This is a genomic window from Stenotrophomonas sp. GQ19, assembly GCF_059758695.1.
The window spans coordinates 53,776-69,737 of the sequence record NZ_JCAXES010000004.1 but is presented as its reverse complement, the minus strand read 5'-3'; the positions used below and the strand labels follow the sequence as shown (position 1 = coordinate 69,737).

At 68.3% G+C, this 15,962-nt stretch carries 13 protein-coding genes; 10 read left to right on the top strand and 3 right to left on the bottom strand.

Annotated features, from left to right (window positions below; all coding sequences use genetic code 11):
• Nucleotides 1-18: 18 nt before the first annotated feature.
• From pstB to rnt, 7 genes are all read left to right on the top strand, one after another.
• Nucleotides 19-849 carry a phosphate ABC transporter ATP-binding protein PstB gene (pstB, locus tag AC6CHL_RS09500; RefSeq protein WP_038689387.1) on the top strand — a complete coding sequence of 277 codons (831 nt, stop codon included), beginning with the start codon at nt 19-21 and terminating at the stop codon, nt 847-849.
• Nucleotides 850-880: 31 nt separating this feature from the next.
• Nucleotides 881-1,588 (top strand): phosphate signaling complex protein PhoU, encoded by a 708-nt coding sequence (gene phoU, locus AC6CHL_RS09495; protein ID WP_038689389.1) that lies wholly within the window; start codon nt 881-883, stop codon nt 1,586-1,588.
• A gap of 654 nt (nt 1,589-2,242) precedes the next feature.
• The gene (locus AC6CHL_RS09490) at nt 2,243-2,620 is read left to right on the top strand and encodes an HvfA family oxazolone/thioamide-modified RiPP metallophore (protein WP_038689391.1); all 378 of its coding nucleotides are present in this window, start codon (nt 2,243-2,245) and stop codon (nt 2,618-2,620) included.
• Entirely contained in the window at nt 2,607-3,479 is an 873-nt protein-coding gene (locus tag AC6CHL_RS09485; RefSeq protein WP_498294237.1) for an HvfB family MNIO-type RiPP peptide maturase, read from the top strand. The genes AC6CHL_RS09490 and AC6CHL_RS09485 overlap by 14 nt, the downstream gene beginning before the upstream one ends.
• A complete protein-coding gene (locus AC6CHL_RS09480) occupies nt 3,472-4,227 on the top strand; it encodes an HvfC family RiPP maturation protein (RefSeq protein WP_038689395.1) in 756 nt (251 codons plus the stop codon). The genes AC6CHL_RS09485 and AC6CHL_RS09480 overlap by 8 nt, the downstream gene beginning before the upstream one ends.
• A gap of 22 nt (nt 4,228-4,249) precedes the next feature.
• Complete coding sequence (locus AC6CHL_RS09475) at nt 4,250-4,759, top strand: HvfX family Cu-binding RiPP maturation protein (RefSeq protein WP_038689397.1); 510 nt, start codon at nt 4,250-4,252, stop codon at nt 4,757-4,759.
• A gap of 40 nt (nt 4,760-4,799) precedes the next feature.
• On the top strand, nt 4,800-5,450 hold the full coding sequence (gene rnt, locus AC6CHL_RS09470; protein ID WP_425598277.1) for a ribonuclease T: 651 nt from the start codon (nt 4,800-4,802) through the stop codon (nt 5,448-5,450).
• A gap of 312 nt (nt 5,451-5,762) precedes the next feature.
• Here the strand turns inward: rnt and AC6CHL_RS09465 are convergent, their stop codons facing one another.
• The 3 genes from AC6CHL_RS09465 to AC6CHL_RS09455 form a co-directional block, all read right to left on the bottom strand.
• Nucleotides 5,763-8,786, bottom strand: coding sequence for a two-component regulator propeller domain-containing protein (locus AC6CHL_RS09465; protein ID WP_498294236.1), 3,024 nt, complete (start codon nt 8,784-8,786; stop codon nt 5,763-5,765).
• Between the two features lie 153 nt (nt 8,787-8,939).
• The gene (locus AC6CHL_RS09460) at nt 8,940-10,343 is read right to left on the bottom strand and encodes an ATP-binding protein (RefSeq protein WP_498294235.1); all 1,404 of its coding nucleotides are present in this window, start codon (nt 10,341-10,343) and stop codon (nt 8,940-8,942) included.
• Nucleotides 10,340-11,068 carry a response regulator gene (locus AC6CHL_RS09455; protein ID WP_038689401.1) on the bottom strand — a complete coding sequence of 243 codons (729 nt, stop codon included), beginning with the start codon at nt 11,066-11,068 and terminating at the stop codon, nt 10,340-10,342. Before AC6CHL_RS09455 ends, AC6CHL_RS09460 begins: the two co-directional genes overlap by 4 nt.
• A 201-nt stretch (nt 11,069-11,269) precedes the next feature.
• Here AC6CHL_RS09455 and AC6CHL_RS09450 point away from each other — a divergent pair, with 201 nt between their 5' ends.
• From AC6CHL_RS09450 to AC6CHL_RS09440, 3 genes are read left to right on the top strand one after another with little or no spacing between them, the layout of a single operon-like run.
• Entirely contained in the window at nt 11,270-12,511 is a 1,242-nt protein-coding gene (locus tag AC6CHL_RS09450; RefSeq protein WP_038689403.1) for an efflux RND transporter periplasmic adaptor subunit, read from the top strand.
• The gene (locus AC6CHL_RS09445; protein ID WP_498294234.1) at nt 12,508-14,478 is read left to right on the top strand and encodes a MacB family efflux pump subunit; all 1,971 of its coding nucleotides are present in this window, start codon (nt 12,508-12,510) and stop codon (nt 14,476-14,478) included. The genes AC6CHL_RS09450 and AC6CHL_RS09445 overlap by 4 nt, the downstream gene beginning before the upstream one ends.
• Nucleotides 14,475-15,914: a TolC family protein gene (locus AC6CHL_RS09440; protein WP_498294233.1), complete on the top strand. Its 1,440-nt coding sequence runs from the start codon at nt 14,475-14,477 to the stop codon at nt 15,912-15,914. The genes AC6CHL_RS09445 and AC6CHL_RS09440 overlap by 4 nt, the downstream gene beginning before the upstream one ends.
• Nucleotides 15,915-15,962 lie beyond the last annotated feature (48 nt).

The following is a 15,962-nucleotide window of genomic DNA, read 5'->3' as shown; positions in this document are numbered from 1 at the left end:
CTTTCCGCGGATATCGCCATGAACGATCTTTCCAACGCCGTGCCGATGCAGCGCATCGTGGTCCCGGCCTCGCATGAAAACCTGCAGACCCCGGCGCCGATCAAGCTGGCCGCGCGTGGACTGGACTTCTACTACGACAAGTTCCATGCGCTGAAGAACATCGAGCTGGAGATCCCCGAAAAGCGCGTCACCGCCCTGATCGGTCCGTCCGGCTGCGGCAAGTCCACGCTGCTGCGCATCTTCAACCGCATCTACGCGCTGTACCCCAAAATGGAGGCGCGCGGTGAGGTGCTGCTGGACGGCGAGAATATCCTGGCGCCGAAGTACCCGATGAACCGCCTGCGCAGCAAGGTGGGCATGGTGTTCCAGAAGCCGGTGCCGTTCCCGATGACCATCTTCGAGAACGTGGCCTACGGCATCCGCCACCACGAGAAGCTGTCCAAGGCCGACATGGCCGTGCGCGTCGAGCAGGCGCTGCGCCAGGGTGCGCTGTGGGACGAGGTGAAGGACAAGCTCAACCAGAGCGCGCTGGGCCTGTCCGGTGGCCAGCAGCAGCGTCTGTGCATTGCCCGTGCCGTGGCCCTGCGCCCGGACGTGCTGCTGCTGGACGAGCCGACCTCGGCGCTGGACCCGATCTCCACCAGCCGCATCGAGCAGCTGGTGGAAGAGCTCAAGCACGATTACACGATCGTGATCGTGACCCACAACATGCAGCAGGCCGCGCGCGTGTCGGACTACACCGCCTTCATGTACCTGGGCGACCTGATCGAACACGACCGCACCGAAGTGATCTTCTCGCAGCCCAACAAGCAGCAGACAGAAGACTACATCACCGGCCGTTTCGGCTGATCTCGGCCACGAACCTTTGGATGACACCCGCATGAGCATTCCCAACGACCATATCGTCAAGAGTTACGACGAAGAGCAGCAGCGGCTGGTGGCCGAGATCGTGCGCATGGGCGAGATGGCGGTCGCACAGCTCGAGGCGTCGATGGACGTGATCGAAAAGCGCGACGAGAACGCCGCCCAGCGCATCATCGCCAACGACGAGGCGATTGACGGCCTGGAGCAACAGATCAGCCACGACGTGATGCGTCTTGCACTGCGCGGGCCGATGGCGCGCGACTTGCGCGAGATCCTGGCAGGCCTGCGCATTCCGGCCGATATCGAGCGCATCGGCGACTACGCCGCGAACGTGGCGAAGCGTTCGATCGCCCTGAGCAAGGTACCGCCGCTGCCGCAGATCCAGGGCCTGCGTTCGCTGGGCCGGCTGGCAGCGCAGCAGGTACGACGCGCGATCGAGGCCTACCGCGACAACGACGCGGCCGCCGCGCTGGCACTGCGCGACGACGACGCACGGCTGGACGCACAGTACACCGCACTGTTCCGCGAGCTGCTCACGTACATGATGGAAGACCCGCGCAACATCACCCCGTGCACGCACCTGTTGTTCATGGCCAAGAACCTGGAACGCGTGGGCGACCACGCCACCAACATCGCCGAGAACGTCTGGTTCCTGGTACACGGCGAGCAGGTCCTGCCGCCACGCGAAAAGCGCGACGAAACCAGCAGCACCGATCACGTCTGAACTGCCGAACTATAGAAAAGCAAAAGCCGCTGCCTTCGGGTGGCGGCTTTTTTTCGTTTCGGGCTTCCATGTCGCCCAAGAATGGAGCTCAACAGCTGCAGTCTTCTCGTTGACCTGAGTTGGGCGGGGGTGTGTGGGTTCGCAGGACACGCCGCAAGTACGTCCATGTAGGCTCCGTCGCCGCATCCATGCGGCTCAGGGTCCCGCGAACCCACACACCCCCACCCTCGACAGTTAGCTGGCAGCCATAGCAAAGCCGAGCACTGCAAAGCTGCAACGGCACGGATCTAAATGCTCTGCTTCTTCGTTGCGATCCGACTCACTGTCACAGGGTGGGTACGGGTGGGTTGGCGGGACCGTTGGGCGCCATGGATGGCGCCCACGAGCCTCCAAGGATGGATTCACGGCGTGTCCCGCCAACCCACCCGTACCCGCCAAGCCAGACACGCCCGCACCACCGGCTGTTGCAGTTGCAGTTGCTCCAGCTCTAGCTCTAGCTTTTCGCTTCTAAAAAGAAAAACAACCACCCCCACACTTCACGAAATGTTGAATCCTGTGTGAGGATTCGTTGAGCCGGGCCGGCCCACCATGGCCACACCTGCTGCCCCCACGCAGCCATCCCGGGCCCCGGCCCATACCAAGGAGCACCACCCGATGAGCAATCCCACCCGTTCGCTGTCCCTGCTGGCCGCCACCGCGCTCGTCGCCGGCCTCGGCGTCACCGCGTCGGCGTCTGCGCTGAGCATGACCGACCTGGCCCAGGGCTACCTCGTTGCCGGGCAGGCCGCGACCAAGGCCGCCGAAGGCAAATGTGGTGAAGGCAAGTGTGGCGCCCATGGCGACAAGGCCGGCACCAAGGCCGCTGACAAAACGGCCACCGCAACCGGCGCCAAGGCCGCCGAAGGCAAGTGTGGCGAAGGCAAGTGCGGCGCCGACAAGGGCAAGGGCACCGGCGCCAAGACCAAGGCCGCCGGCGACAAGAAGGCCGCGGAAGGCAAGTGCGGCGAAGGCAAGTGCGGTGCCAAGCACTGACCGCATCGCCCCGGGCATGCACCGGTCGCCGCTGCCTGCGGCGGCGACCGGGCTGGGCCTGCGCCGCGCACTGCTGCAGACCCTGCGTGATGCCCCGGCCGGCGACCTCGACTTCCTCGAATGCGCCCCGGAAAACTGGATCGGCGTGGGCGGCCCTGCCGGGGAGGCCCTGGCCGACCTCGCCCAGCGCTACCCCCTGACCTGCCACGGCCTGTCCCTGTCGCTCGGCAGCACCGCGCCGCTGGATACCCAACTCCTTGAACAGGTGGGCCGGTTCCTCGACCAGCACCGGGTACCGCTGTACAGCGAACACCTGAGCTACTGCAGCGACGATGGCCACCTCTACGACCTGCTGCCCATCCCCTTCACCGATGAAGCCGTGCACCACACCGCCGCGCGCATCGCCCGCGTGCAGGATGTCCTGGGCCGCCGCATCGCGGTGGAAAACGTCTCCTACTACCTCGCCCCCGAACCGGCCATGGACGAACTGGCCTTCACCAACGCCGTGCTGGCCGAAGCCGATTGCGACCTGCTGCTGGACGTCAACAACGTCTACGTCAACGCCTGCAACCACGGCTACGACGCCGACGCGTTCATCGCCGGGCTGCCCGCCGAGCGCATCGTCTGCCTGCACGTGGCCGGGCACCTGGACGAGGCCGAGGACCTCAAGATCGACACCCACGGCAGCGCCGTGATCGATCCGGTCTGGAACCTGCTGGCCCGCACCTACGCGCGCATCGGTGCACGCCCCACCCTGCTCGAACGCGATTTCAACTTCCCGCCCTGCCCCGAACTGCGCGACGAACTGCGCACCATCCGCCAGCTGATGGCCGCATACGCCGGAGCCACCCGTGACTGACGCGCCGGCCCGCCTGCACGCCCAGCAGCGGGCACTCACCACCCACCTGCGCGACCCGGCACAGGTAGCCTCGCCCGCCGGATTGGACGCACGGCGCGTGGCGGTTTACCGGCGGCTGGTGTTCAACAACCTGCTGGGCCTGCTGGGCACCGGCTTCCCGGTCTGCGTGCAGCTGCTGGGTGATTCCGAGTGGACCGTGCTGGTAAGGCGCTTCGTGGCCGAGCACCGTGCGCAGACCCCGCTGTTCACCGAGCTGGCCGCCGAGTTCGTGCAGTGGCTGCAGGCCCAGCCGATGCTGCCGCACCCGGCGCTGGCCGAACTGGCCCACTACGAGTGGGTGGAAACCGCGTTGTACCAGCTTGATGCCCAACCACTGCCGGCCACGCCCGGGCTGGACCCGATGCATGCCCCCTTGCAGCGTTCGCCGTTGGCGTGGCCGCTGCTGTACCACTGGCCGGTGCACCGGCTGGGCAGCGACGACGCGCCCGGCGCGCCTGGCGACGCCCCCACCGGGCTGCTGGTGCGGCGTGACCCGGATGGGCAGGTGCGTTTTGCGTCCATCAGCCCGATGGCCGCGCAGTTGCTGGAACAGATCGGCCAACAGCCCGGCCATGCCGGCACGTGGCACCTGCAGCAGCTTGCACGGGCCCACGGCCTGGCCGCCGATGCACTGCTCGCCCCCGGAGCAGCATTGCTGCGCCAGTTCCACGGCAGCGGCGTTGTCGGCCCGGCCCCGCCCGCTTCCTGATCCCCCACCAAGGATTCCGTTGATGAAGACACCGTACCTGGCCGCCCTGCGCGGCCGGCTGGACCCGCTCGGCCCGTGGATTGCCCCGCTTGGCCTGCGCCTGCTGATGGCCTGGGAGTATTTCGAATCCGGCCGCGAGAAACTGCACGGCAGCAACTGGTTCGGCGACCTGCCGCAGGCATTTCCGTTTCCCTTCGACCAGATACCGGCCAGCGTCAACTGGCAGCTGGCCACGTGGTTCGAGCTGGTGGGCGCGGCCTGCCTGCTGGTCGGCCTGGGCACGCGCATGGCCGCCAGCAGCCTGCTGGTGCTGACCGTGGTGGCCACCGCCGCCGTGCATTGGCCCATGCACTGGGACGGGCTGGGCGAGCTGGCGATGGGCTATGCCATCACCGACCAGGGCTTTGGCAACTTCAAGCTGCCCGTGCTGTTCATGGCCATGCTGCTGCCGCTGGCCCTGCAGGGGGCTGGCCCGTTGAGCCTGGACCGGCTGCTGCAGCGCTGCCTGGCACGCTCGCCTGCGCTGGCCTGAGCGCGGGGGGCGTACAGCCCCCCTCTGCTAGAATCGCCGCATGACAGATGCCGCCTCGCCCCACACCGCCGCTCCGGCGCCTGCTGCCCCGGCAGTGAACCTGGCCATGTCCCAGCGCTTCCGCGGCTTCCTGCCGGTCGTGATCGACGTGGAGACCGGCGGCTTCGATTGCAACCGCAATGCGCTGCTCGAAATCGCCGCCGTGCCGATCGAAATGGACGAAAACGGGCTGCTGTACCCCGGCCAGACCGCCAGCGCCCACGTGATCCCGGCCGAAGGTTTGGAGATCGACCCGAAGTCGCTGGAAATCACCGGCATCATCCTCGACCACCCGTTCCGCCTGGCCAAGTCCGAGAAGGATGCACTGGACCACATCTTCGCGCCGGTACGTGCGGCGGTGAAGAAGTACGGCTGCCAGCGCGCGATCCTGGTCGGGCACAACGCGCACTTCGACCTGGGTTTCGTCAACGCCGCGGTGAACCGGGTGGGCCACAAGCGCAACCCGTTCCACCCCTTCAGCGTGTTCGACACAGTGACCATGGCCGGCATCGCCTATGGCCAGACCGTCCTCGCCCGCGCCGCCGCTGCCGCCGGGCTGGGCTGGGACGCCGACGAAGCGCACAGCGCGGTGTACGACACCGAGCAGACCGCCAAGCTGTTCTGCACCATCGCCAACGCCTGGCCGCGGTAACCCGGTACGCCCCCCGAAGGTAGAGCCGACCGTTGGTCGGCTGCCGTTCGCGCCAACCGCCTGCATGCCACACACCACGTGCAGCCGACCAACGGTCGGCTCTACCGATGTGTCGCTTCGCCGGGTAGAGCCGACCGTTGGTCGGCTGCTCTTCGCGCCAACCGCCTGCATGCCACGCACCACGAACAGCCGACCAACGGTCGGCTCTACCCGATGTGTCGCTTCGCCTGGTAGAGCCGACCGTTGGTCGGCTGCCGTTCGCGCCAACCGCCTGCATGCCACACACCACGTGCAGCCGACCAACGGACGGCGCTACCCGATCGCGGTGCGGTCGCGGCCTTCGCTCTTGGCCCGGTACAGCGCGCGGTCGGCGCGCTGGTAGAGCAGCATCGGGGTGCGGTCGGCGGCGTCCAGTTCCACCAGTCCCGCGCTGAAGGTCACCTTCAGGCCCGGCACGCCGGCCCAGTCCGGGTGGTCATGGAACAGCCCGCGCAGGCGCGCGCACACCTGCGCCGCTTCGGCCAGGCGAGTGTCGTTGAGCAGCAGCGTGAACTCCTCGCCGCCGGTCCGCGCGGGCATGTCCGAATCGCGGCAGGCCGAGGCGATCACGCGCGCCACTTCCACCAGCACCACATCACCCACGCTGTGGCTGTGCTGGTCGTTGACCTCCTTGAAGTGGTCGATGTCCAGCACCACCAGGCACAGCGGGTGGCCGCTGCGCTGGGACCGGGCGAAGTCGCGCGCCAGTGCCTCATCGAAGGCGCGCCGGTTGGGCAGACCGGTCAACGCATCCTCGCGTGCCTGCCGGCCGAACTGCTCGGCCTGCACCGCCAGCCGGTCGGCCAGTTCGGTCTTTTCCTGGTTCAACGCCTGCAGGTTCACCGTCTGCGCCTGCAGGTCGCGGGTGGCTTCATCCACCATCCGCGCCAGGCGCACGTTGCTGGCCTTGTAGCGGTGGATCAGATACAGGTACAACGCGATCAGACCGCCCAACAGCAGCAGCGCGGCCACCACCTGCACACTGCGGCGCTGCCACAGGAACGGTTCAACGGTGAATTCCCACACCGCCTCGCTGTCGCTCCAGCTGCCACCGGGATGCGCGGCGGACACGTGCAGGGTGTAATCGCCCGGCGGCAGGCCGATGAACTCCACGCTGCGCTGCTGGCCGCGTTCGATCCAGCCCTTGTCCAGGCCGCTCAAGCGGGTGCGGTAGCGGATCCGCTCGGACATCAGGTAGCTCAGGCCCACATAGCTCACGCTGAGTCGGCGCCCACCGGGAATGCTGTTGTGGTTCTCGCCCTGCCAGTGCAGCGGCTTGCCATCGACCTGCACGCTTTCGATCACCGCCGGCGGCGCCAGCCGCTCGCGGAAGCGCTGCAGGCGCAGTGGGTCGACCATGCTCAGGCCGCCCGCGGTGACCACCCAGAATGTGCCGTCCTGGCGCAGGAGGGCCGACGGGCCGGAACTGCCGTTGGCCTGCGAATTGGCCATGCCGTCGATCTCGTTGTAATGCTCCACCTCGACCCGCGGTGCGCGGCCATCGGCTACCTCGTTGAGCATCGCCATGTCGGTGCGCAGCACGCCGCGGTTGCTGCTGATCCAGACGTTGCCGATGCGGTCGGGCACCAGCTGGAACACGGTGTCCACCGGCATGCCCTGCTCCAGCCCGACCCGTGCCAGGCGGCCGTCCTGCCAGCGGTACAGGCCGCGGTCGCTGCTGACCCACATCGCGTCGCCCACCTGCTGGAAGCCGAACACGCTGCGACCGCCGCCCAGCGGGGCCAGGTCGATGCTCTGCACGCGGTTGCCGCGCAGCACGCGGATGCCCTCGATGGTGCCGATCCACAAGGCGCCGTCGGCGTCGTGGGCCAGGGCGGTAATCAGGCCGCCCGGCATGCCCGGCGCACGCGGCACTTCCACGCCGTGGTCATCGATGCGCACCACGCCCTTCTGGGTGCCGGCCCAGACCACGCCGGCGCGGTCCACGCTGATGGCGCGGATGTTGCCGCCGGGCAGGCCATCGGCGGTGCCGTAGTTGCGCAGGGTGCGGCCCTGGGCATCCAGCCGGAACACCCCGTCGCCGAACGTGCCGACCCACAGATCATCCTCGTGGTCCTGGGCCAGGCTGAGCACCGAGGGTGTCTTGCCGCCGCTGTTGCGCAACGCCACCGGCGAGAAACGGCCCTGTGCATCGCGCCGGTCCAGGCCGCTGGCACTGCCGATCCACAGCTGCCGCTGCTGGTCCTCCAGCACCGTGCGGATGTAGTCGCCGCTGAGCCCGTCGCGCTCGGTGAAACTGCTGAACAAGGTTTCGCGCAGCCGGTACAGGCCGCCGTTGGCGCCCACCCAGATGCTGCCTTCGGCGTCCTCGCGCAGGCTCACCACGCGCCCGCCGGGCAGCGACAGCCCGGTGGGCAGGCGCTCCAGGCCATGCCGCGACAGCCGCAGCAGGCCCTGGTTCTCGGTGCCCAGCCACAGGTCGCCATGGCGATCCTGCAGCATCGCGGTGATGTGCATCACCCCGGGCAGGCGGTGCTGCAGCTGCGGCACGCCGTCCTGCATGCGGTAGATGCGTTCGCCGGCCACGATCCAGACCACGCCGTCCGGCCCGCGGTAGGGCCACACCAGGCCGTGCCCCAGCCCGAAGCTCTCCGGTGCGCGCCGCAGCACGCCGTCGGTGTCGCGCACCACCAGCCCGTCCAGGGTGCCCACCCAGACCCGGTCCTGCGCGTCCACCACCAGTTTGGTGAAGCTCATGGCCATCGGCACACCGGCCGGCGGTTTCTGGTACTCGATGCGACCGTCCGGGGCGAGGCTGCCGATGCCCTGCCCTTCGTAGAGCAGCCACAGGCGGCCATGGCTGTCCATCTGCATGGCCTGGATCAGCACCTGCGGCGTACCGGGCTGGTGTTCGTAGACCTGCCAGCGCCCGTCGCTGCCGCGCCGGGTCACGTTGCCGCGTGAATCACTGATCCACAGCCCACCGCTGCGGTCCACCAGCAACGCGCCCACGCCGTTGTCGCGCAGGCCCGGCCGGGTGCTGCGGTCGAAGACGGTGAAATCCAGGCCGTTGTAGCGCACCAGCCCTTCCCAGGTGGCGAACCAGAGGTGGCCTTCGGGGGTCTGGGCGATGTCGCGCAGCGAGTTGTGCGGCAGGCCATTGCGCGAGGTCCACACGTCGATGGCGTAGTCGCGCAGCGGCGGTGGCCCGTCCTGCGCCCCCACCGTGGACGGCAGCGCGCACAGCAGGCACAGCCACACCAGGGCAGTGCCAAGACACCGGGCAAACTGTCGATGTACCGGCCGCCACCGGCTCCCGCGCCCCCCTGGGTTCATCCGTGGGGACCGGCCGGCAAACAGCCTGGGCGCCGCGCGGCAAGCGGCGATGCACCAATGGGGCAACCGACGAAGAAAGGCACGCTCATGCGGGATAACGCGGGGGGAGTTGCCCATAGTAGGCAAAACCGCGCGTGTGTGTGGCGAGAATGCTCAGCCCGGGCGCCAGGTCCCCACGCGCAACGTGGCCGGCCATTCCACCACCGCCTCCAGCCCACCCTGCGGATGGTTGCGCAACAGCAGCCGCGCCCCGTCTTTTTCGGCCAGGGCACGCGCGATGGTCAGGCCCAGCCCGGCGCCACCGGTCTCGCGCGAGCGCGAGGTTTCCAGCCGCACGAACGGATCAAACACCGCCTCCAGCTCTTCTTCCGGCAGGCCGGGGCCGCTGTCACGGATCCGCACGATCACCCGCTCGGCATCCTGCTCCACGCTGACCCGTGCCGAGTGCCCATAGGTGACCGCGTTGTCGACCAGGTTGGAAAACAACCGGTGCATCGCCAACGGGCGCAGCATCAGCACCGCCCCGCTGGGGTGTTCGAAGCGCACGTCGGCACCGGCTTCGCCGGCGTCTTCCACGATGCTTTCCAGCAGCGAGTCCAGGTCCAGCGCCGCGCGTTGTTCGGCGCTTTCGGCACTGCGCGCCAGTTCCAGGCCTTCGCGGATCAGCGCCTGCATCGCGGCGAGGTCGCCCACCAGGCGCTCGCGCAGCGCTTCATCGGCGACATTCTCCAGCCGCAGGCGCAGCCGGGTAACCGGGGTCTGCAGGTCATGGGTGATTGCCGCCAGCATCTGGGTGCGCTCGCCAAGGTGGCGCTGCAGCCGCTTCTGCATGGCATTGAACGCTTCTGCGGCGCGGCGCACTTCCAGCGGTCCGGTCACCGGCATCGGCGCGCCCTGCAGGTCATCGCCCAGTGCCGCGGCGGCCGCGGCCAGGCGTTGCAGCGGCGCGCTGGCCATGCGCGCCACGATATAGGCCAGCACCGCGATGGCCAGCACCAGCAGGGTCAGAAACAGCGGGTCCACGGCCAGGATGCCGTTGTGGGCCACCGCCGGCGAGTCCAGCGCCAGCTGCAGCGGCGTGCCGTCGCTCAGGCGCAGCGACACCATGCGGCAGCGGGGCGGAATGAAGGCCGGGTCGCGCTCGCGCGGCGGGCCGTTGCGCGGCTTCTTCGGGTGCGGCAGCTCCGGCAACGTGGGCAGGCAGGAACGGAACCAGGTGAAGGCCACCTTGCTGCTCGACACCGGCCCGGGGCGATCGTCCAGCACTTCCATCAAGGCCGCGTCCGGGCGCCCTACCCGGGCACCGGGCGGCAGTCGCCGCACGCTGGGGCCGCCGCTGTCGAGCAGGCGCTCACGCAGCTCGGGGTTGCCATCGAGCAGATTCACATAGCCCTGCAGCCGGTCGGCGATGCGGTTGAGGTTCTGCCGCTCGAACTCCTGCTGGCGCTTGGAACTGGCCAGCATCGTCGCGCCGATCGCGGCCACGCTCATGCCCAGCAGCAGGATCACGAACAGGCGCCCCACCATGGAGGCGAAGAACCGGCGCAGGCGATTCATTCCAGCGTCACTGCCGTGGCCAGCACATACCCTTCGTTGCGCACGGTCTTGATCAATCCGTCGCTGCCGCCATCGTCGGCCAGCTTGTTGCGCAGCCGGCTCACCTGCAGGTCGATCGCGCGGTCCTGCGATTCATAGGTGCGGCCGCTGCTGAGCGCCACCAGCTGCTCGCGCGACAACACCTTGTTGGCGTGCCCGACAAACACCCGCAGCAGCCGGAACTCCGCGCCGGACAGCACCACCACACGGCCATCGGGATCGAGCAGGTGGCGATGCTCCAGGTCGAAGATCCAGTGCGAGAACCGGGCACGGCGAATGGCCAGCGGCTCCAGGTTGGCCGGCAGCGCTTCGGTACGGCGCAGCACGTTGCGGATGCGCGCCAGCAGTTCGCGGGGCTCGAAGGGCTTGCCCAGGTAGTCGTCGGCACCCATCTCAAGGCCCAGCACGCGGTCGATCGGCTCGCTGCGCGCGGTGAGCATGATCACCGGCGTGTTGGAGCGCGCACGCAGGTCGCGGCACAGGGTAAGACCGTCTTCGCGCGGCAGGTTGAGGTCGAGCACGATCAGGTCCACGTGCTCGCGCTCGAGTACCTGGCGCATGCCATGGCCATCGCCGGCGGTGCTCACCTGGTAGCCGGCACGGCCCAGTTGTTCGGCCAGCAGCTGGCGGATGTCGTTGTCGTCGTCGACGATCAGCAGTCGATGCATCGGGTTGGGAGTCTCCATGCGGCCATGATCCCCTGTCGGGAGCTGAACCGCATCCAGTGGTTTACGTACACGTGTTTCAAGGGCCGCCACAGACACACAACGACACACACCGGCCCCGGTCTGGTTACGCCGCGACACATGGCGAGTGTTGAGCCTTCGCCGAGCGGTCTTCACAATGCTGACAACGCCGCACGCCGGCCTGCCGAGTAGACGATCATCGTGAAGCCCCGCCTGCCCACCACCCGTCGCGGCCGTGTGCTGCTGTTGATCATCGTGATTGCCGTGCTGGGTGCGATTGTCGCATGGACCCTGCGCAAGCCGGCCGCACCGGCCCTGGCCACCACGCCGGTCAGCCGCGGGGACATCGAACAGACCGTGGAAGCCACCGGGGTGATCGACGCCTACAAGCTGGTCAGCGTGGGCGCGCAGGCCTCGGGCCAGATCAAGTCGCTGAAGGTGCAGCTGGGCGATAGCGTCAAGCAGGGCGACCTGATTGCCGAGATCGACGCCACCACCCAGCAGAACCAGGTGCTCAACGCGCAGGCCACGCTGGACCAGGTCAAGGCCCAGCGCTCGGTGCAGCAGGCCAGCCTGCGTGAGGCAGAACTGGAATTCGCCCGCCAGCAGCAGATGCTCGCCGCCGAGGCCACCTCGCGCGCCGAGTACGACGCCGCCGATGCCAAGCTGAAAACCGCGCGTGCCCAGATCCAGTCCTACGACGCACAGATCAAAGGCCGCGAAACCGAACTGGGCACCGCCCGCGCCAACCTGGCCTATACCCGCATCATCGCGCCGATGGACGGCACCGTGGTCGCGGTGGTGGCCGAGGAAGGCCGCACCGTCAACGCCAACCAGACCGCACCAACCATCGTGATGCTGGCGCGGCTGGACCTGGTCACGGTCAATGCCGAGGTGTCCGAGGCGGACGTGGTGAAGATCAAGGCCGGCATGCCGGTGTACTTCACCACGCTGGGCGAGCCGGACCGCAAGTACCACGCCACCCTGCGCCAGGTGAACCCGGCGCCGTCGTCGATCGCCAACGACAGTTCGTCCAGTTCCAGTTCGTCCAGCTCCAGCGCCAGCAGCGCGGTGTACTACAACGCACTGTTCGACGTGGAAAACCCCGACGGCACGCTGCGCATCGACATGACCGCGCAGGTGTCGGTGATGCTCAAGCAGGCCAAGGGCGTGCTGACCATTCCGGCCGTGGCCCTGGGCCCGAAGACCCGCGATGGCCAGTACATGGTGCGCGTGGCCGATGCCGACGGCATGCCCACGCCGCGCAAGGTCAAGATCGGCATCAACAACGGCGCCACGGCCGAAGTGCTGTCCGGGCTGAAGGAAGGCGAGAAAGTGGTGGTGGGTGAAGGTGGCGCTGCCGCCGGCGGCAGCGGCAGTGGTGGCCGCGGCGGTGCGCAGGTGCGGATCGGTGGCCCGGGCATGGGCGGACCGCGTCGATGACCCCGGCATCCACCGGCACGCCGCTGCTGCGGCTGCGCGACCTGCGCCGCGAATTTCCCGCGGGCGATGAGACCATCGCGGTGCTGCGCGACGTCAACCTGGACATCGCCGCCGGCGAGATCGTCGCCATCGTCGGCCAGTCCGGCTCGGGCAAGTCCACGCTGATGAACATCCTCGGCTGCCTGGATCGTCCTACCCGTGGCAGCTACCAGGTGGCCGGCCGCGAGACCGGCAGCATGGAACCGGACGAACTGGCCGAGCTGCGCCGCGAACATTTCGGCTTCATCTTCCAGCGCTACCACCTGCTGGGCGATCTGGACGCACGCGGCAACGTGGCCGTGCCGGCGGTGTATGCGGGCAGCCCGGGGCCGGTGCGCACCGCGCGTGCCGAGCAGCTGCTGCAGCGGCTCGGGCTGGGCGACCGCATGAACCACAAGCCCGGCCAGCTCTCCGGCGGCCAGCAGCAGCGCGTGTCCATTGCGCGTGCACTGATGAACGGCGGCGAGGTGATCCTGGCCGATGAGCCGACCGGCGCACTGGACACCAAATCCGGCGAAGAAGTGATGGGCATCCTCGGCGAGCTGCATGCCGAGGGGCACACCATCATCATCGTCACCCACGACATGAGCGTGGCCGAACACGCCCAGCGCATCATCGAGATCCGCGACGGCGAGATCATCGCCGACCGTCTCAATCCGAATGCGCCGCGCTACCGCGCGCAGCGCCAGCCGACCGTGGCCGCCGGCAAGGGCCACAGCTGGCGGGCCGCGCGCGATCGCTTCACCGAAGCCTTCCGCATGGCCCTGCTGGCGATGAATGCCCACCGCCTGCGCACCTTCCTGACCATGCTCGGCATCATCATCGGCATCGCCTCGGTGGTCTCGGTGGTGGCACTGGGCAATGGCTCGCAGCAGCAGATCCTGCAGAACATCAGCGCGCTGGGCACCAACACCATCGACGTCTATCCCGGACGCGGTTTCGGCGACATGCGCTCGGCGCGGGTGCAGACCCTCAAGGCCAGCGATGCCGATGCGCTGGCGCGGCAGAGCTACATCGACAGTGCCACGCCCAGCGTGTCGTCCTCGGTAACCGCGCGCTACCGCAACCAGTCGGCCACCGCGCAGGTCAGCGGCGTGGGCGAGCAGTTCTTCCGGGTCAAGGGCGTCACCCTGATCGCCGGCAGCTTCTTCGACACCGATGCGGTACGCAGCCTGGCCCAGGTGGCGATCATCGATGAGAACACCCGCACCCAGTTCTTCCCCAACGGCGAAGACCCGGTGGGCCAGGTGATCCTGCTGGGCAACGTGCCGGTCCGCGTGGTCGGCGTGGCCCAGCGGCAGAGCTTCGGCTTTGGTGGCAGTACCAGCTTGAGCGTATGGGTGCCCTACACCACGGTGATGTCGCGCATGCTGGGCCAGAGCCATGTCTCCAGCATCACCGTGCGCGTGGATGACGCCACCCCGATGGATGCCGCGCAATCGGCGATTTCCAAGCTGCTGATCATGCGGCATGGCACCGAGGACTTCTTCCTCAGCAACAGCGCCGAGATCCGCCAGACCATCGAGCAGACCACCCGCACGATGACGCTGCTGATCAGTGCGATCGCCGCGATCGCGCTGCTGGTCGGCGGCATCGGCGTGATGAACATCATGCTGGTGTCGGTGACCGAGCGCACCCGCGAGATCGGCGTGCGCATGGCGGTCGGCGCGCGGCAGAGCGACATCCGCCAGCAGTTCCTGATCGAGGCGGTGCTGGTCTGTCTGCTCGGTGGCCTGCTTGGCGTCGGTCTGTCACTGGTGGTCGGCTGGCTGTTCGGCAAATTCGCGCCGGACTTCCAGATGCTGTTCTCGACCGCATCCATCGTGGCCGCGTTTGCCTGCTCCAGCCTGATCGGCGTGGCGTTCGGCTTCCTTCCGGCGCGCAATGCCGCCCAACTTGATCCCGTGGAGGCGCTGGCGCGCGAATGAAGATTTCTCCTGCCCTGTTGCACCCTGCTTCGCTGCGTCCGTTGGCCCTGGCCTGCGTGACCGCGCTGGCTTTGTCGGCCTGTGTCAGCACCGGCCGCTACCCGATCGATGCACCGGCGGTCCCGGCCAGCTACGGCCGTGGCGATGCCGCCTTGAACACCCCCACCGAGGCGGTCACCGAACAGCCGCATGCGGCAACGGCCGATGTCCGCCGCGATGCCTGGTGGACCCAATTCGGTGACCCCGGCCTGGACCGTGTGATCGATCGCGCGCTGGCCGCCAATACGGACCTGGCCTCTGCCGGGCTGGCCGTGCAGCGCGCGCGCCTGCAGGCCGGGCTGGCCGACAACGCGCTGTGGCCGCAGCCCTCGGGCAGCGTCAGCAGCAGCGGCAACCGCCCCATCGACCAGAGCGCGGACTGGAACCGCGGCAGCTCGGCCGGCGTATCCCTGCAATGGGAGATCGACCTGTGGGGGCGCCTGCGCACCCAGCGCGACATCGCCCAGTGGGAAGCCCAGGCCAGCCAGGAAGACCTGCAGAACACCGCCCTGCTGGTGATCAGCGACGTAGCCACGCAGTACTGGACGCTGGCGTTCCTCAACCAGTCCATTGCCGCCGGCCAGGCCAACCTGGAACGGCTGCAGCGCACCCGCGAGCTGGTCCAGGCCCGCTTCGATGCCGGTGCGGTGTCGCGGTTGGAAGTGCGCCAGGCTGCCCAGAGCCTGGAGGCCCAGCGCGCCGCGCAGAGTGCACTGGAGCAGCAGCGCGTTGCCGCCCGCAATGCGTTGACGGTGCTGCTGGATGGGCAGCCGCTGACACTGGCCGACGAGCCGCAGCAACTGGCGCGTGTGGGCAGCCCGGTGGTCGCCGAAGGCCTGCCAGCCGACCTGCTCGGCCGCCGCCCCGACCTGCGCGCGGCCGAATTGCGCCTGCGCAACAGCCTGAAGACCATCAAGGTGACCGCCACCCAGTACTACCCGGCGCTCAGCCTGACCGGCAGCGTCGGTACCGGTGCCACCTCACTGTCGGACGTGTTGAAGAACCCGGTGGCTACGCTCGGTGCCGGGCTGTCGCTGCCGTTCCTCAATGTGCGCCAGGCCCAGTTGAACACCCGGCTGGCCGGTACCGATTACCAGATCGCCGCCAACGGCTTCCGGCGCACGCTGTACACCGCGCTGTCGGAGGTGGACAACGCCCTGTCGGCACGCACGCAGTTCGCCACGCAGGTGGCGGCCTCACAGGCGTCCTACGACGAAGCCGTCGCGATCGAACGGATGTACGAGGTGCGCTACCGGGTAGGCGCCACCGACCTGCGCACCTGGCTGGAAGCGCAGCAGACCCGGCGCGATGCCGAACTGTCGCTGGCCTCGGTGAGGCAGCGGCAGTTGATCAACGACGTAACGTTGTTCAAGGCATTGGGCGGCAGCGCAGGCTGACACCCCGGGGGGTAGAGCCGACCGTTGGTCGGCTTTCGTACGCCGCAT